The 18,698-nt window shown below is 55.9% G+C and carries 8 protein-coding genes; all 8 read right to left on the minus strand.

Features of this window, described 5'->3' with window-relative positions; translation table 11 throughout:
• Positions 1 to 53: 53 nt before the first annotated feature.
• On the minus strand, positions 54 to 2,861 hold the full coding sequence (locus G547_RS0111590; RefSeq protein ID WP_027330000.1) for a TonB-dependent receptor: 2,808 nt from the start codon (positions 2,859 to 2,861) through the stop codon (positions 54 to 56).
• Between the two features lie 127 nt (positions 2,862 to 2,988).
• Positions 2,989 to 6,390, minus strand: coding sequence for a LamG-like jellyroll fold domain-containing protein (locus tag G547_RS0111595; protein ID WP_027330001.1), 3,402 nt, complete (start codon positions 6,388 to 6,390; stop codon positions 2,989 to 2,991).
• A 659-nt stretch (positions 6,391 to 7,049) separates the two neighbouring features.
• Positions 7,050 to 8,954 (minus strand): family 43 glycosylhydrolase, encoded by a 1,905-nt coding sequence (locus tag G547_RS0111600; RefSeq protein WP_027330002.1) that lies wholly within the window; start codon positions 8,952 to 8,954, stop codon positions 7,050 to 7,052.
• A 40-nt stretch (positions 8,955 to 8,994) separates the two neighbouring features.
• A complete protein-coding gene (locus tag G547_RS21165) occupies positions 8,995 to 10,170 on the minus strand; it encodes an arabinan endo-1,5-alpha-L-arabinosidase (protein WP_051235315.1) in 1,176 nt (391 codons plus the stop codon).
• A gap of 145 nt (positions 10,171 to 10,315) precedes the next feature.
• Positions 10,316 to 12,265, minus strand: coding sequence for a glycoside hydrolase family 97 protein (locus tag G547_RS0111610; protein ID WP_027330003.1), 1,950 nt, complete (start codon positions 12,263 to 12,265; stop codon positions 10,316 to 10,318).
• Between the two features lie 104 nt (positions 12,266 to 12,369).
• Positions 12,370 to 14,316, minus strand: a complete 1,947-nt coding sequence (locus G547_RS0111615; protein WP_027330004.1) for a glycoside hydrolase family 97 protein — start codon at positions 14,314 to 14,316, stop codon at positions 12,370 to 12,372.
• Between the two features lie 64 nt (positions 14,317 to 14,380).
• Positions 14,381 to 17,167 carry a TonB-dependent receptor gene (locus tag G547_RS0111620; protein WP_036188266.1) on the minus strand — a complete coding sequence of 929 codons (2,787 nt, stop codon included), beginning with the start codon at positions 17,165 to 17,167 and terminating at the stop codon, positions 14,381 to 14,383.
• A gap of 352 nt (positions 17,168 to 17,519) precedes the next feature.
• Positions 17,520 to 18,599, minus strand: a complete 1,080-nt coding sequence (locus G547_RS0111625) for an aldose epimerase family protein (protein WP_027330006.1) — start codon at positions 18,597 to 18,599, stop codon at positions 17,520 to 17,522.
• Positions 18,600 to 18,698 lie beyond the last annotated feature (99 nt).

An 18,698-nucleotide genomic window follows, 5' to 3' on the forward strand; every position in this document is an offset into this window, starting at 1 on the left:
GGGCTTTTTGGGCGCGCCCCCGTCGAGGACGGGGGCCGTTGCACTTACTCGATTTAGAACGAGTAGCGGGCTCCAAGCGCAAAGGTTCTTGAGTAAATACCATTGCTGAAGTTGAACAGGTTCTGATTTCCTTCCCCGTAATAGCTCTGGTAAACGTCATCCAACAGGTTGGTGGCGTCGAAAGAAACCACCAAACTGTCCGTTACGTCATAGCTGAACTGGAAATCCAGACTTTGCTCGGGACGATTCCAGAACTGGATGGGGTTGGCGAAAATGGCTGCCTCGTTTCCTGTATAGAAGGCTTCACGCCATACATAGGAAAGACGAGCGTCAAACACCTCTTTGTCGTACGCCAGCACAACGCTGTAAGAAGAGTCGGATACGCCGCTCATCTCTGAGTCAACATAGCCACTGACGCTACCATCTTCAGCGAACTCGGGCGTTTGCTGCGAAGAGTCAAGCGCGGTATAACTCGCCTGAACGCCCAATCCATCCAAAACCTCTGGCAGGTTATCAGGGAAGTATACCAACCCGAGTTCCACCCCGGACAGCTCACCATCCGCCGCGTTTACCGGGGCACTGAGAACGTAGGGGCGCTCAACGCCGTCATTCCCAGTTCTGACAATGGTGGTCCGACCGGGAATCACCAGCCCTTCAATTTCACGCTTGAATACGGCGCCATAGAGCGAACTACCTTCGGCAAAGTACCACTCCAGCGACAAATCATAGTTGGTGGACTCAGTCGGCTCCAGGTCTGGGTTACCGCCAGTACCTGTGCCGTATACAGCACCTTCCGTCAGCGGATCCTGCCAGTACTGTAGAGCGTTCAAATCGGCAAAGTTGGGCATACGCAGGGTTTGCGTGTAAGCCAGCCGGGCTACAACGTCGTTAGTGATATCCCAGTTGACGACTACGCTTGGCAGCACATCGCTGACTTCGGCGGTGTCCTCACTGAACTCATACTCGTTGGTTTGGGCTGCCGTCTCTGCCCAGAACTGCATGTCCTGCTCATAAGAGACGTAGCGAGCGCCCAGTTCGCCACTCACGCGATCCCCAAGGGTGAAATCAGCAGTGACATACGCCGCCGCGGACGTTTCTTCGATGTCGAACGTTTTGTAAACTGCCTCTGCCTCCAGCCCATAAGCAGAGCGAACCGCAGAAGCATTGTCCAACATGTAAGAGCCATCGGCCGTTATATAACTGTCGAAGATATCCGCTCGCCCATCAAAGTAATCGTTAACCGTGAACACCAAGCCAGAACCGTCACCCGCTCCCGCCTCAGCCAACTCATCCATCAACGCCTGAAGCGGCTGGCTGCCACCGGCATCCTGCGCGCGCGTGAACTCTTCCGCCGTGCGAACTTCATAACGTCCACCGACTTTAACGGCATTGATAAAGCGGTTATCCAATTGCCAATCCGCGTCGACGGTGAAGGTCGATGCGTCACCGCTGTTGCCGCCACCATTGTCATAAATGGTTCCGGCATTCCAGTTGGCGACCGCCGCCATGTCTGACTCATCCACATCCGTCGTTTCCGGGTTGTCCCACAACGTCAAGCTCGGAACACCATCGTTGTCGTTGTAGTCGACATCAAGACCGTAAGACACTCGATCAAAACGCATTGCGAAGAAGTCGGTGGTGAACTCGCTGTCCTGATAAATCAGTTCCGAGTTGATGGTCAAGCTATCAGTCGGTTCCCAGGTAGCACCCAGAGCGTAAAGGAAGCTGTCAGTTTCACCATAGGAATAATCCCCACTTTGAAAGCCACCATTTCGCTTACCCTGATGCTCCTTCACGACATTGGTGCCATCGTAAATGGTGGGTATTTCGATGTTGCCATTCTGGTTCTCGAAGGTATTACTGAACCACATGGCATTCTGCGAAGAGTTTCTGTAGCCGGTGTAAAACATCTCGCCGACAAACTCCAGCTCATCGTTCGGTGCCCACTGCAGCGAAACACTGGCCGCCGGACGCTCACGTTTGCCGGTAAATGCCGTACCGAAGATCGCATCGCGCATCATCAGGTATTCAACGTCTGTTCCGCCGACATTGAGGGTGGAACCCTCCGCATAGGGGATGCCCTGTTCCAGACCGGCCTGCCAGATAGGACTGCCATCGGAATGATTATTGGGGATTCTTTCATACGGCGCGTACTGATAGTGCGGGTCCGCGGTAAAGAACGGGAAGACTGCGCCGGCCGTCATTGTATCGTCGCGATAGTTGGTTTCAGCGTAGGAAACATTCAGCAGGGCGCCAAATTCCCCGGCAGCACCCAGGTCCCAGCGGTTACTGAACAATGCACTGATATTCGGATCCACTTCCTTTGCCTGGTCGGCATAGATCGCACGCCCAGCGACAACCACTTTCGAACCATCAAAGTTGAAGGGACGGTGCGTGAGAACGTCGATCGAGCCAGCGATACCGCGCTCAACCTGCTCCGCTGAACGTGTTTTGTAAACCGTAACACCAGCCAGCAGGCTGGCCGGAATGTCTTGAAGTGCAACCGCACGACCTGCCCCGGTGAAAACATCACGACCGTTAACAGTGGTATGAACATCCGACAGGCCACGGATAGACACGGCACTTACCTCTCCCGCTCCGCGACCAGTGGTTTGCACACCAGTGACGCGCTGGAGGGATTCAATGACGTTGTTATCGGGAAACTTACCAATATCTTCAGCAACAATTGCATCTACAATTTGTGTGCTGTCACGCTTGATATCAAGCGCCTTATTCAAACTGCTGCGAATACCGGTTACCACAATCTCTTCGAGAAGCGGCTCTTCCGTTTCTTGGGCGGACACTGACTGGGCCAGTATGGCCGCCAATATTGCACTGGACAAAGCTGTTTTTGAGTACATTATTCGACTCCAGAATTTTTATTAAAATTCACTTTTCTGCCAGGAAGCATTTTCAAAACTATTGTTCATACGCTCATTGGCAAATATTGGGCTAGCGGGCAGAGGGGGCCATAGCCCCCAAGCCTTCTTACTCGCTCGCACCCTCTTGGTACAGTTCCCCTACCGTGTCGGCACTGATGGCTTCGGCGTATACTTTCAGCTCATCAATGGCGCCATTAAACGGCGTATCCCAGTAGTTGACACCAAGCGCAAACTCGTTGGTTTCACCAAGCACGGTAAATACACTTGGCAGCCCAGTAGTATCCAGCTCCAGCGCGCCATTGACGTAGATCTTAAGCGTGCCTGCGCTATCACCCTCAGCAACAATGACAATGTGTGTCCATTCATTGGCTGGGATACGATAGTCCAGAGCGCCAGCATCAAAGAAGCTGCCCATATTGGCCCACAGTCGCGTAGTGTTGGAGTCGACCATCGAAGGAACCAGGCTGATCCATGCGGAAGCAGAAGCCCCGGCAAAAAACGCGGTAGTGTAGTCCGTAAACGCGGTAGGCTTCAGCCAGAGTGATACCGAATAATTACTGCTGGTGATCAAGTTGTTAGGCAACCGCACACCGTTAGCACCGTTGAGATTGACCGCGAGACCTTGCACACCATCGACGTAATCAATGTTGCTCGCCGTGTTATCGATACGGTTGCCGGTCACTGATCCAGAAGCGTAAGCACCAGCAAGCTCATCCAGGTCGCCCTCGAAACTATACTCAGCCGGCGCCATGGACTTAACGATCACCTCAAACTCTTTCGAGTCGGTCACATCTTTGTAGGTAATGGTCGCGGTCAGCGTGACTGTTTGATCCCCCTCCAGGGCTGTAGGCTGGTTGACGACCGCAGTTCCGTTCACAGGATTCAGGAAGGCTTCATTGTCTGACTCCCAACTGATGCCGGAGACGAACGGACCAACGCGGGGCAACTCGAAGTTCGCGCGAACAGCGGATAGGTCGCCCAGTTCCAGAGCATCTTTTACGAAACCTGCAAAATCGGCGGGATTGGTCAAGTTGTTCATGGCGGCGCCACGAATATCCAGCCCACTCAAGGCGTAGTCATACACGATAAACTCGTCGATTTGACCGTTAAACGGTGTGTCCCAGCCGTAGTTCACACCCAGTGCGAAATCGCCTCCAGTTTCACCGAACATATCGGGGCGAGGCATGGTTCCTACCAGCACACCGTCGATGTAAAGGGTCATGGTGCCTTCGCCATAAGTAATTGCCACGTGCTGCCATTCGTTCAAAGGAGCGGTGGTCGTATTTGCGATCCACGCATCGTCCTCTACATCAATTAGCCGGCTCCAAAGTGTTGAGTTGGGAGTAAAGTGAACATGTCCTGGGATATAGCTAATCCACCGCGAACCTGTCTCAGCTGCGAAAAACGCGGGTGAAAAAATTGTGTTCGCTTCGGACCTCATCCAGAAGGAAACGGAATAGGCATCGGACTGAATGATATTGTCCGGCAGCCTTACCCCGTTGGCACCGCTAAAGTCATACGCTTGTCCATCGATACCCTCACCGTAAGTCTCCGCCGTCGCATTCACGTTGGCGAGATTGTTATCGGTTGTGAGGGCATCGGCATAGTCACCCAGCGTGTCTGACATCAGGCCGTCAAAGGTGTAATGCGCCACGGCATTCTGGAATTCAGGCCGGGCCTCCAGGGTTACGACGAACTCTTTAGTCGTAGTCTGACCATTGAGCTCAATCGTCGCCATTAGAATGACGGATTGATCACCACGATCCGGCGTTGGGATAAATACCGAACCATCCGTTCCGATGTAATACTCGTTACTGCTCTCCCAGGAGATGGTAGCGCCGCTTCTACCAATCGTCGGCAGAGAATAGCCGTCATCGGCGACGGTGAGTTCGGTCTTGATATTCAGCGTCTCTTCCACAGTTGCCACTACGTCAGCAGTCGCTGAAATTGGATCGACTCGGCTACCCCAGACGGTCGCACCCGTCGCAGACAAGGCAGAGAATGTTGGTACCAGCTCGCCTTTCGCATCGTTCCACTGCCACTTCACGACACCGTTGTAAGTGCCGGACTCCAGCTCCAGGCGAATGGCGTCGCCGCCTTGAGGAAACCAGGAACCCGTATCCGCACCTGTGACAGAACGGTCCTCATGCAGAGTGACGTACTCCGAATCAATCGCACTGGTATTACTTTCGATACCGTGGTTGATAAACTTGTAGTAGCCGGGGATTTCTGCCACGTCAGGAACATTCTCGCCCTCCAGCGGAACATAGCGATGCGGCGACGCAACCAACCAGCCGGCCTTGTTCACGAACATTTCGTGCACACGAACCGCATGAGCTTCCGCATTGCCGGGATAATCAGTGGAGGTCGAAGGGAAGCGGGTGTGCGTAATCAGGATATGACGCCCGGTTTCCTCGTCATATAGGGCGGAGTTATGGCCGGGAGACTGGTAGCCCCATGACTCCCCTTCTTCGCCGAGCGCCTTGTTAAACTCAAAGCCCCCCATCAACTTGCCACCAATTTCCAGGGTACCGCCTATATCCGCGATATTGTTACCAGCCGGGTCCATGTAAGGACCTTGCGGGTTTCTGGAGCGTGCGATGCGGATGTTGTACCCATCGTTCGCCGCAAAACCGGCAACGGAGTAGAACAGGTAGAAATAGTCGCTTTCCGGACTGTACATCACGAAAGCGCCTTCAATGGCTCTGAAGTCACCACCGACAAGACGGGTACCATAGCCCTGCCCCTCTTCGGGCATGCCGGTGGTTTCATCCATCGCCAAAACAAAAATGCCACCGGAGTAAGAGCCGTAGACCATCCAGAGATTGTCGTCTCTATCGTAGAAAGCGGTCGGGTCAATCACGTTGGGATCAACCGCCCCGTCCCAGGTCGTTTGGCCATCGTCGAGTGGAAACTCTTCGAACTCAGCCGCCGTGCGGTAGCCGCTCCGCAGAAATATGCCTTTATTTTCGTAAGGCCCCTTGACGGAGTCAGACTCGGCCAAACCCAAGTAGGAACGGTTCCAGCAACCACCTTCGGCTTCGGTTTGTGCGCAGTGGTTATAATAGAACCAGTATTTGCCATTCGGAGCCTGGACCACATCCGCCGCCCAGTTTCCGGTATAGCCGTCGGTCCAGGCGATGCCTTCCGCTATTTCGCCCGTGTAGTTCTGACCAAACAGCGTGCTCTCATCGACCAAATCATTTCTGGTGAGCTCGGCGAAAACGTCCCAGTGAACCAGATCCTCAGATTCTGCGGCCGCCAAGTGAGATCCGAAGATGTAATACTGGCCATTCGCCTCAATGACCGATGGGTCATGAACGCTGATATCCTGCCAGCCAATCGACCCCTCCTGATTGAGCTCAACTTCGCTCGATAGAGAAGGTTTGCTATAGGTGGGCTCCTCCGAAGCGGGAGAAGTGGTGTAGGTCTTGCCGTCATCGCTACCACCGCAGCCACCTAAAATCAGCAGGCTGCCCGCGACAAACACTAGGCTTTTACGCTTCATGTGGTTGTACCTCTATGGGTTGTTATTTGTTATTTCAATAATCACGTACCGGTGGCACCGATACTTATTCGATAGAAGTATCATTGATCTTATAATGTATGACAATAATACTATGTTAATATATTGTCACATTAATACTCCCAAGTAAAGCCATAAAGACCACATAAGCCCCCTGAAACGGCCTCGCCAAAATGTTTATTTTCCCTTTAAAATCAGATGCTTACATATTTATAATATAAATTAGACCACAATCTGCTCTTTTTTAGCCAAACCAAGGGGAGGATCAAGACGTACAACAAACGCCCAGGCATAGGTCCAGTAATTGCTATCAATGGACTGCCCATCAAACAGCTCCTTCCTCCTTCAGGGAGCCTGCTTCAAGGCGAAACTCTGAGTCACTTAAGGTGGGAAGCGCTGATGCAGAGAGCGGATATCTGGTTCGGGCCGGCGATGAATAGTATTAGGGAGAGGGCACAACAGCATCCATCACTTTTATGGGAAGGATTTCTTACTACTTCATACGATATTTGCAGAAATGGCCGACCAGAGCCAGCCACAAGACACCATTGCTCATCAGCTTTACTAATAAAGCTGAGCAAAAGGGTCGAGAAGCCTGGACGATTCCGGCTTTTCGACCCTTTTGCCGCCAGACTGACTAGTTAGTCGGCAGCCCGCAGATGGAACCGCTGGCACTTGCTTTCCAGGTCCGGCCCCAAGGCCAGGTTGGTGCCATCGGCTAGGCCGCAGTTGGCCAAGTCCACCACCTCGGTGGTGTAGCGGTTCACCAAACTCACAGCGCCGCCGTTCAGGTACTTCAGGCCCCACTGGCTGGTTTTAGTGCCGCACTCATCGACTTCCAGGTTCGCCCCGGGAACAACTGCTTCATCGGTTACCGCAAGGCAGAGGTCGTCGGCACCCGCCGGGCTCAGCTCATAGTAGCCAGAATCGGTGGGCGTGAAGTGCCATTTCTGGTTGTCGCCGTAGCTCCAGGCGTGCTGCTCAACGTTATTCTCGCCTCCGGCAACGCTAATCACCCGACCGCTCTGCTCGCTGATGATCGCCACCGCGTTCATCGGCTGAAGGCGCCACTGTTTGCAAACACTGTCTGTGCTCTGCTGCAGCACCGACTGGTTCTCGTTGGCGGAGCAACCGGCCACCGCCAACGGTTTGCCGGTGGCGCGGTTACTAATGACGCTATGACCGCCCTCGCCCATTTCCAGGCTCCACTCCTGACAAGCATTGTTGCGCCAGGCCGCTTGCTGCACACGGGCGCTGTTCCCGGTGCTGCAGTTTTCCACTTCCAGGAACTTGCTGTCATGGTTATTGGCGATACGGAAGTAGCCGTCGGTCACCGGATCCAGCACCCACTGGCCGTTGTTGGGGTTACAGGTCGCCTGTCGAGTGCGGTTGTCTTCCGGCGCGGTGGCGATGTCCAGGCACAGGTCGGTGGTAGCGTTCACGATTTGGTAGTGCTGACCCTGAATACGGGTGACCAAGGGGCCATTTTCACCAGAGGGACGCTGGACCGGCTCGCCTTCGGGCACCGGTTCGCCAAAGTTCGGCGTGCCGTCTTCGTTCCAGGTGAACTTCTGGGCACGGAGTGAACGGGTCGCACTGCAGCCGTGCTCCACGGACGAGTTGCCGTGGTACACCAGCCAATCTTCGGTGCCGTCGGGCGACTGAAAGAAGCCATTGTGGCCCGGTCCGTAAACGCCATTGCCACGCTGGAAGACGGGCTCCGGATACTGTTTCCAGTGATCGGCGTTGAGTGGGTTCTCACCCACCAGCTCGAGCATGCCCAGTTTGTAGTCGGGCGTGTTGCAGTAGCTGGCCGAGTAGATCAGGAAGGTCCGCCCGTGGCGCTGGAGAATCTGCGCCGCTTCGGTCACCTTGCGGCCACTGATTTCCCAGTCCAGCTCAGGACGGGTGACCACGGTTTTGGGCGACCCTTCTTTCAGAGTCCAGGGGTTTTCCATCTCGGTGATCAGGTTCAGTTGCTCGTCACCGTGCCACTGGGAATACAGCAGGTACAGCTTGCCGTCGTGCTTCAAGTACGTACCGTCAATATTCCACTGGTCCGGCATGATGGATGCCTTGTATTCGTAGGGGCCCATGGGGTCGTCCCCCACGCTTTCCAGCACGTTCAGGTGCTGGTGGTCCAGGGTGCCGTCCTCACCTGCGGTGTACATGACGTACCATCGATAGCCATCAGGACCTTTCAGACGGTGAAATTCAAACGCCCAGAAGTTGGCGTTTCGCACTGGATCGGTATCAGACCAGATGTTGACCGGGGTCGCATCGGCCAGGCCCGCCAGGGTGGGCGACTTACGCATCACCAGTTCAGCGGTCCAGGTGGTGGTGGTCAGGTAGTAGTTACCGTCCCAGTATTCCAGCCAGGGATCCGCGCCATTGGGAAACAACGGGTTGGTGAAGGTGCCGTCGCGGGAGGTGACGTCACCCTCATCGTTATTGGCATCGTTCTGGGTCGCGCAACCGGACACCAGAAGCGTCGCCAGGGTGACCGCCGCTGCGCTGCGCCACCAATATTGTAAAGACTTTCTCATGCTCTACCTCTTACTGTTTTTAGTCAATATGGTTACTTATTCATTCAGAGCGAGCTGGCAAACCGGTACGGCGCAGGCCCATCAACAGCAGAAGGCCGAACCACGCAAGGCTGCCCATACCGCCACCCGAGCTGCCCGAACTGGGCGTCGCCGGTTCGGGTTCGGGCGCTGGTTCTTCTTCCGGTTCCTGAGTCTCTTCTTCCTCGGGTGCATCCTCCACCGGCTCCTCAGCGCTGAGGTTGGCACACTCGCCCACCGTGAAGTCCCGCGTCAGGAAGGGCATGCCGCTGGCGTCGTAACCCAATGCGAGGATGTCCACTCTCGGAAAACCTTCGCTCTGGCGGTCGTAGTAGTGAGTGGACACATACTCGCAACTGCCTTCACGCAGCAAGCCCACGTGACCGGGGCCAACATGGCGGGTACCCGTGTCGTTTTCCAGAATGGTATAGGCGCCGGTGTAGGGCCCCTCGATGTTCTCGGACCAGGCAACGCGAATTTCGTAGGTGCTATTCAGGCCGTCGCAACAGCGGCCCTCGTTAAAGTACAGATAATAATAGTCCCCTTCCCGAATCAGATAGGGCGCTTCAATGTCGTCGAAGTTGCCAGCGTAGATGCGGGTGGGTTCAGTCTCTGGATTCAGCAACAGTCCCGTTTGCGGGTCGATCTCCACCAGGGCGATGCCGCCGAAAAACGAGCCGTAAGTCATGTAGACCCGCCCGTCGTCGTCCTCAAACAACGCCGGATCAATCGCGTTAAAGTCGTTGTTGTCGTCGTCTGATTCCTGGGATGTCACAACCGGGCCGAGATCTTCCCATTCGGGTTCAAGCAACGACGGGGTCCGCACCACGCCGATAGCGGACTGCTGGGAACCAAAGCTCGAAACCGAGTAGTAAACGTAGTAATAGTCGCCCATGCGGATCACATCCGGCGCCCAGAAATCATTGCCGAGGTTTTCAGGCACCTGAGTGTCAATCCAGTCGGGGGCCGTAGCGGCGGTAAAAACGGTGTCGGAGTTGCCCCAGTGGGTCAGGTTGGTCGACGTGTTGTACCAGATGCCCGCACCGGTCGTGAAATAGAAGTAGGTATCGCCCTCACGGACAATAGCGGAAGGATCGTGGGCATTGGTCACGCCGGTCAGCTCAATCGCCGAAACCTGGCTGGAAAGACCGGTAAACGCGAGCGCCGCGGTCAACAAAAAACGGGGGGTGATACGCATAAAGCACCTGTGTCGTCTGAATTATTCGGCATTATCGATCCTTCAGGTGCACCTATAATATACTATGATAATTTGTATTACCAATAAGCCGCCCCGGCTCTGAAGACATTATCGATGCCGAGGCGACCTTTGGAGCGCCAAGACCTCAGAGGACGTCGAATACCACCACAAAGCCTCCGGCCGGCTGAAGGGTCAACTCCAGCGGCCCGGCCTCAACGGACCGACGCTCGAATGAACGTAGCGCCTCGCCATCGGTGATCAAAGTGCCCTCGGCCTTACCGATGAATGACAGATCCAACGCCAGGGTCTTCGGCTCATCCTCCCCATTGATACCGCCGATAAACCAGCGCTCGCCGGAGCGGCGGGCGAAAACCGCGTATTTTCCCGGATAGCCGGATAACAGGCGGGATTCGTCCCAGGTACCGGGCAGCTCTCGCATAAAGTCCCGCACATAATCCGGCACGGTCGCCATGCCTTCAGGGGTTTCCGCAATGTGCTGAATGCCCGAGACAAACAGGACCGGTAGCGCCAGCTGGAACCCGTTGGTCGTTTTTCGCTCGATATTGGGAATCTCATGGAAGACGGTCGGAGTGAAGTCCATGGGGTCGAAGACGTTGCGCGTGTATACGAGCGCGGCGGCATGACTGGGTTCAAGGTCAGCGCTGGATTGCATGAAGCTGATCATTTCAAAGCCGTGGACACCTTCGGCAGTCATGAAGTGCGGATAGGTCCGGTGCAGGCCGCGCGGCAGGGTGGCGCCATGGAAGTTCACAAGCTGACTGAAGTCCGCCGCATCTTCCAGAATATCGATGTAGTACTGAATGACCGACTGGCCATCTCCGGGGAAGAAATCCACTTTGATGCCGCTCACCCCCATGCTTTCAAGACGAGCGAAAACGCGGCGGCGGCTCTCGCGGGTCAACAGTTCGCTTTTCGGGGTCAGCTCGGTGTCGTTCCAGTCACCGGAGGAGTTGTACCAGAGCAGTATCTCGACATCCTTTTTCGCCGCATAATCGACAAGTTCCTGCATTTTCTCGTAACCGATCTTGGTGTCCCAGGCGGCATCCACCAGGGTATAGCGCCACCCCATAGCCGCGGCGTAGTCGACGAAGCGCTTCTGGTCGTCGAAGGTAATCGAGTCGTCTTTCAGCAACGCCCAGCTCCAACTGGCCAAACCCGGCTTGACGAAATCGGTGTCCATCTCGATACGCGGCGCTGCGAGATCGGTCCCCAGCGTCGACTCGAACACCGTGGCCAGATCACCAATGGCGATCACCCGCCAGGGAGAGTGCAGTGGCAGCGTGCCGTGGGCGAGACGCGCCCCTCCCGTCGTGGTTTCTCCCTTCGCCGGGGAGCCGATGTGGTATTCACCACCAGCCGATTCCGCCTGCAGACGGGACGCATGAAAACGTCCATCCATACCCGCCTCGGTAATCAGCGCCCAGTTGTCACCTTGCTGAAACAGTGCGGGGAAGACCCATCCGGCCTCGGAGGGCGACGGTGTACCCACGGGAACGCCCATTTCATAATGCTCTTCATAGGCGGGATTGGTGCGCTTCCAGCCGGTTTTGACCATCTGCATGGGTTGCAACCAGCCTTTGGCGGTATCCGGGAAATGGAATGAAGTGGACTCCTCCACCACCTGTTTTTCCTCGGACGAACGACCCACTACTTCGTAGCGAAAGGCCACCCCGTCATCGGACACACGAAATACGATATTCAAAAGCTGCCCTTGAGCGTTTTCCAACGAGACCGTCCGCTGGTTGGCCCGATAATCGATCTCACCCTGCTTGCCGTGCACCAGCGTGTAGTGATCGTTCACTCGCTCAATATCCGAAACAGAAACGATGCTCAAATCGCGAGTGAATACACGATCATTCAGAGCCAGACCCAGAGAGGAGGTCACCAGCACTGGCTTCCCCCTGCGGCTAACTTCGTAGCTTGCCCGCCCCTCTTCATCCAGCGCAAAAGCCACAACAATCGACTGGTCCGGGCTGCTCACCGCGCGTAACGCATTATCGTCCTTTCCGGGCGAGATCAAACCACAAGCGCCGAGGAGTATCACCGCGACTATCGCCATACTGATTCGTATCAATTTACTGCCTCCTGATTATTTTGTTTGGCCACACTGTATGCTTCATCATAAAAAAAGCGCCCGCCCCAAACGGCCGGACGCTTAAGAAAAGAAAGAGCAGCGCGTTACTCGAATACCGCCACAAAGCCGCCAGCCGGCTGCAGCGTCAGTTCCAGAGGACCCGCTTCAACGGCCCGCCGCTGGAACGAGCGTGGCTCCTCGCCATCGGTGATCAAGGTGCCCTTCTTCTCACCGATGAATGACAAGTCCAACTGCAGGACCTTGGGTTCATACTCACCATTGATGCCGGCAATGTACCAACGGTCACCGGAACGACGAGCGAAGACGGCGTGTTTTCCCGGATACCCGCTCAACAGCCGGGACTCATCCCAGGCGACGGGCAGATCCCGTAAAAAGTCCCTCACATACTCCGGTACCTTGGCCATGCCATCCGGGGTTTCCACGATGTGGGTCTGCCCCGAAACGAACACCACCGGCATGGCCAGTTGCATGCCGTTGCGACTTTTGCGAGTCACTTCCGGGTTATGCAGGTCATTGAAGGCGGTCGGCGTATAGTCCATGGGGTCGAACACGTTGCGGGCGAAGGGCAGCATGGCCGCATGGCTGGGTTCTTTGTCCGCGGTTTCCTGGAAGAAGGTCACCATTTCCATGCCGTGTACGGACTCCATGGTCATCATGTTGGGAAAGGTACGCTGGATGCCGCGCGGCAGCGTGGAACCGTGGTGGTTGACCATCAGCTCAAAATCAGCCGCGTCCTGAAGTACGTCCCGATAGTACGCAATGGCCGATTGCCCGTCGCCGGGAAAGAAATCCACTTTGACCCCACGCACCCCCATCTCTTGCAACCGAGCAAACTCTTCTCGGCGGGACTCTCGGGTGAGCAGTTTATTGCGGGGCGTATAGGGGGCGGTGTTCCAGCCTCCGGCGGAGTTGTACCAGAGAATCAGGCCCACGTCTTTTGAGGCCGCATAGTCCACCAACTCCTGCATGCGCTCGTAGCCGATGTTCTGGTCCCAGTTCACATCCACCAGTGTATATTCCCAGTCCATATCCGCGGCGTAGTCGATGTACCACTTTTGGATATCGTAGGTAATGGACTCATCTTTGAGCAGGCCCCAGCTCCAACTGGCCACACCGGGTTCGACGAAGTCAGTATTCTCAATCACAGCCGGCTCGGCCAGATCGGTTCCCATCGTGGAGGCGGTAATGTCAGCCAAGGAGCCAACGGTAATCGTCCGCCAGGGCGAATGAAACGCGCCGGTGTCGTTTGCCAGGCGGTCGCCCCCGGTGAATACCTCACCTTTCATCGGCACGCCGACGCGGTACTCGCCCTCGGGCGATTGCGTTTGTAAGCGGGCGGCGTGGAAGTTGCTTTGCATTCCGACTTCACTCAACAACACCCAGTTGGCGTCGTTTTTGAACAGCGCGGGAAACACCCAGCCGGCCTCGGTGGGCGATTCGGTACCGACCGGAATGGCCATTTCATAGTGTTCTTCATAAGCGGGATTGGTACTTTCCCAACCGGTATTCACCACCTGCATACGTTGCATCCAGGCCTTCGCCGATTTGGGAAAATCAAACGAGGTACGTTCACTTTCGAACCGCTGAAGCGCGCCGTCGTTCTCTGGAAACTCGTAGCGAAACGCGACACCATCATCAAAGGCCCGCAGACGCAAGGTAATTTCTTCTCCATCAGGGTTGGTGAGCCGCACGGTCTGCTCGTTGGCCGCAGTGTAGATATCCCGTTGTTTGCCCTGGAGCATCTGGTAGTGGTCTTCGATCTTTTCCGGGGAAGACATGCTGGACCAGCTGAGTCCTTCACTGAACTGAGCGTCTTCCAGGCTTATTCCCAGATCCGAGGGCTCCAACACCGCTACGCCCTCGTGGAACACCTGATATTGAAGTTCGCCGGCCGGCGTCAGTTCCAAAGCCACCCGAACACTGCCATCGGGGCTTTCCAGGATCGCGCTACCGTCTCCGGGTGGTTCGGAGGTTGAGCAGCCCACCAGGCACAGCGCGCCTATCGTCAGACTCAGTGTCGATCGTCTCATTTTCTTTACTCCGATCAATGGGCCGGGCGCACCCGGCCTCGGTTGTTTTCTGAGGTTTTTGGGGTCAGAATTCAGCGCGCAGACCGACGGTATAGCGCGGCCCTGTCTGTTCACGCAATAGCACGTGATTGTCGTAACGACCGACTTTCTGATACTTCTCGTCGGTAATATTGACCCCTTCGAGGAAAACTGACACCGCGTCGTTGATAGCGTAGCTGACACGCGCATCAATCTGCTCGTAGTCGGTCACGTAGGTTGGCTCGCCACCGAAGCCGACGGCGGTCTGCAGGAAGCGGTCCCGACTATTCCAGGCCAGACGCGCCTCGAAGTTGCCGTAGTCGTAAAAGCCAACAAAGTTGTAGGAGTCGCCCAAACCTTCCAGCGCAAATGTCTGAGTCAGGTCGTTAAGATCCAGCTCGGCGTTGCTGTCCACCAAGGTGGCATTGGCGGTGAAACCAAAGCCGCTCCATGCCCCCGGGAGCCAATCAAAGGTATGCTGGAACCCCGCTTCAATCCCATCAACCGTCGACTCCTCCAGGTTGTCTTGCAGGCTGACTTCAAACACCGGGTCGCCTTCGAACAGGTCATCGGAATCTTCAATCGGGAAGGCTCGGTTGGTCACCGTGCTGACCAGGAAGTTCTCCACGTCTTTACGGAAGAAACCCAAAGTGAGGTAGCCACTTTCCTGGTAGTACCACTCCAGGGCAAGGTCCAGGTTCTCTGACACAAAAGGCTTCAAGTCCGGATTACCACTGGAAGCACGCAGGTTTCCAGGCCGTGTCGTGGTGACGATGGTCCGGGGTGAGAGTGCGCCGAAAGGCGGACGGGTCATAGTGCGCGATACCGCAAAGCGCCCAATCAGATCATTCGTGATGTTGAGCCGGAAATCCAGGTTGGGCAGCAGGTAATCGTAGGTATTGGTCTGCTCCACCGTGGTCGGATCACCCAGAACGGACAGATACAGCGTCGGGTCACCACTATCCACCAGATCTTGCAGCGGACGGGAAATACCGTAAGCCGTGGTTTCGGTATCCACGTAACGCAGCCCGGTATTCATGGTCCAGGGCATATCGACCAACTGTCCCTCCCAGTTCAGGTTCACATAGAGCGATGTGACCTGCTCGTCGATCTCAGTGGAGTCCGGCTTTTTAATAATTTCAAAGCCATTGGTTTCCTCCAGCGCCGCCGCCGTTGTGCCCGGGTCCAGCCCCAGCGCCTCGTCCCGGGCCGCCGCGGCCTCGGGCGATTCCAGGAAGGTAATCAGATCATCCAGGTTGGCGGTCTGCCACGTATCCGGCACGGAAATTTCACCGTCTAAATAACCGGCACCTTCATAGGCGGTCTGAATCAGCTCGTTCGGCACACCGACGAAATACCCACAGTACAGGCAGAGCGTCCGGTCATCGGTAGAGCGGTTGGTGGTGCTTTCGGACTCGTCAGAGTAATGCGCACCGAAGCTAACGGTTTTCAGGTGATCGAAGTCCGCCTCCCACTCCACATCCACTCGCTGCTCAAAGAGTTCGTGCTCAATGTCGGAGGCGCCGCCGAGGGGGCCACCCCCAATACCACGCATGGTAAAGTGTGCCTGGGTCAGGTCGGGGTTATTGATTTGCGCATCGGTCACGCCGCTGTACGAGGGAAAGCCGTTTTCATCGTAGCTAAGGGTGAAACCGTCATCCCGAAAGCCCATCACCGCGACGTTGGTTCCGCTGGCGCCCCCGGACTCGGCCTTCGAATAGCTGGTATCCACGGCAAGGTTCCAGCCCGGCGCGAGATCCCAGTCGGCATTGAAGCCCAGCGCGTGGGACTCGGTTGGGCGGCTGCGCTCAGACATTGTAAAGTCCGTCGCGGCATCGCTGTTCTGAGTAAACTCAACCGCCGTTCGGTTTTCATCGAACGTGGCATCGGTAATGATAGAAGGTGTCACGAAAAAGGTCAGCGTATTGGACTGGGTCTGAACGTCGAATTTGCTGTACATACCATCCAGTGTCAGCGTCAGATCGTCATTGGGCTGATACTGAAACGTGGAGTTGACGTTGACCCGTTCACGCTGTTCATCGATCGGGCTGATATTGAAGACCTGGGGGATAAAAAACTGGTCGTCCGCCGAATAGCCTTGAGCAGCCAGGTCATCAGCGATCAACGCCATGCCGTCGCGCGGCGACGTTAAAATGCCGTCGGTCAAGAAGCGTTCAATGCGATTCTCACGTTCCTCGTAGGTGACAGATAGCAGGAACCCGGCCTTATCATCAGCAAAGGTGTTGCTGACCATACCAAAAAGCTCGGGAGTCAACTCACCGGAGAGCTCTTCATATAGCCCCTTTACGGACCCGACCGCTTTGAAACTGCCAATATCCAACGGCCGCGGCGTGTGCATAACGATGGTGGAACCGATACCGCCGGATTGCAAATGAGCGGCCGAGCTTTTGTACACATCCACTCGGGAGACCAGTTCGGCGGGCAAGGCATCGAAGTTGAAGGCGCGGCTGCCGGTATCAGAGACGATACGGCGGCCATTGAGCAGTACCGGGTTAAATTGCGGGCCAAAACCTCGCACCGTCACACTCTGCCCTTCCCCGCCACTGCGATCAATGGCAACGCCGGTAATGCGCTGCAGAGACTCGGCAATATTGGTATCGGGAAATTTGCCCAGGCTCTCCGAGGCGATGGAGTCCACGATAGCATCGGAGCTGCGTTTGATGTCCATGGCCTGTTGCAGACTACTACGGATACCGGTGACCACCACCTCTTCGACCCCCGCGTCTTGAGCGGTTGACTGCGCGGAGACTTGTGTCCCGGCCAGAATTAAGGTCGCAATGGTGCTACTTAAAATGGATTTTTTGACAGTCATGTTATGTCTCTCCAGAGCATTGTATTATTGGATTATTGACAGACGTCGTTGTGCCACGAAATCGCCTGAGACTCACAAACGAGGCTTCAGGCGACAGCAACCTTAAGAATTAGAAATTGGTTGCTACCAAGTAGACTATTACGGACAAAGGAGGCCGTCTTGTATATTGTCGATTCAAAGTTGTATTTTTTCGACAAGCAGCAACGAGGGCCAATGATCCGCCAATCCGGGCATTGGCGCAGGCGATTGAACAGGTAGCGAGAGAGACCGAGGACTTGCCGGGTGCAAACCGTGGGGCGGGAAGGGCCTCTAGCGCCCGCTGATTAGCGGGCGGAGGGGGGGGCGGGCGTTTTTAGTCGGTGTAGAAGCGAAAACTCATTCGCGTATGGTAGCGCTCGCCCGGGCGCAGAATGGTGGAGGGAAAGCGCTCCTGGTTGGGGGAGTCCGGAAAATGCTGCGGCTCGACGCAGAAGGCGCCGTGGCGGACATGGCGAACGCCTTTGCCCTCCGTCGAACCATCGAGGAAGTTACCGCTATACAGCTGAAAGCAAGGCTCCTCGGTCCAGACTTCAAGCACGCGCCCCGAGACGGGCTCTATGGCTCTGGCGGCCAAGCTCTCACCTTCGCTGGCGCGCTCATCGACCACGAAGTTGTGGTCGTACCCGCCGTTCGCCCGCTTGAGCTGAGTCTCATCCGCATCAATATCAGAACCAATTGCCTTGGGCTGGGTAAAATCAAAAGCGTTGTTGGTCACCGCCTCCAAAGGCCCTTCAGGAATCAGCCCCTCATTGACCGGGGTATACTGCCGGGCATTCAGTTGCAACTGATGATCCCGCACGGTACCGGAGCCGGCGAGATTGAAGTAACTATGCTGGGTCAGGTTGACCGGCGTGGCTTTGTCCGTTGTGGCGGTGTAATCCGTGATCAGTTGGTTGTCCTCCGTGAGCCAATACTCCACCACCACTGAGAGGGTGCCGGGGTAACCCTGATCACCGTCAACACTGATCAGTTTCAGGCGAAGCCCTACCCCGAGGTCACCTTCTACTGGCTCGGCTTCCCAGAGTTTTTTGTCGAACCCTTCCACTCCGCCGTGCAGGTGATTATTACCGTCATTCTGATCCAGAGAATAGGTCATACCGTCCAGCTTAAAGCGTCCACCGGCAAGACGGTTGCCGAAGCGACCAATCAACGCGCCAAAATAGGGAGAGTCCGTCAGGTACGGCGCAAACTCATCGAAGCCCAGCACGACATCAGCCATCGCTCCATCCCGATCGGGAACGAACAGGTGGGTGATGATGCCCCCATAGTTGATGATGCGCGCTTCAGCACCGGAGGCGTTGCGCAGTGAAAACTGGGTAACCTCCCGCCCGTCGGGCAGGGTTCCGAATACCCGATGAGAGACCGAACCTTTGGCCGTCGTAATATCTGTCATGGTGCAATTCCTGAGCGCAGGGCGCTAAACTCGTGAAGCGCCAAACGGCGCAAAAAGGCAGTGTCAATTTAGGGGGAAATGGTACCGTAAGGCGATGCT

Origin of the sequence: Marinimicrobium agarilyticum DSM 16975 (genome assembly GCF_000423345.1) — a bacterium.
GTDB lineage: Bacteria > Pseudomonadota > Gammaproteobacteria > Pseudomonadales > Cellvibrionaceae > Marinimicrobium > Marinimicrobium agarilyticum.

Excerpts from the sequence above, each read along its gene's own strand:
- G547_RS0111590 (WP_027330000.1), bottom strand. The coding sequence starts at position 2,861 with ATGTACTCAAAAACAGCTTTGTCCAGTGCAATATTGGCGGCCATACTG.
- G547_RS0111595 (WP_027330001.1), bottom strand. The coding sequence starts at position 6,390 with ATGAAGCGTAAAAGCCTAGTGTTTGTCGCGGGCAGCCTGCTGATTTTA.
- G547_RS0111600 (WP_027330002.1), bottom strand. The coding sequence starts at position 8,954 with ATGAGAAAGTCTTTACAATATTGGTGGCGCAGCGCAGCGGCGGTCACC.
- G547_RS21165 (WP_051235315.1), bottom strand. The coding sequence starts at position 10,170 with ATGCGTATCACCCCCCGTTTTTTGTTGACCGCGGCGCTCGCGTTTACC.
- G547_RS0111615 (WP_027330004.1), bottom strand. The coding sequence starts at position 14,316 with ATGAGACGATCGACACTGAGTCTGACGATAGGCGCGCTGTGCCTGGTG.
- G547_RS0111620 (WP_036188266.1), bottom strand. The coding sequence starts at position 17,167 with ATGACTGTCAAAAAATCCATTTTAAGTAGCACCATTGCGACCTTAATT.
- G547_RS0111625 (WP_027330006.1), bottom strand. The coding sequence starts at position 18,599 with ATGACAGATATTACGACGGCCAAAGGTTCGGTCTCTCATCGGGTATTC.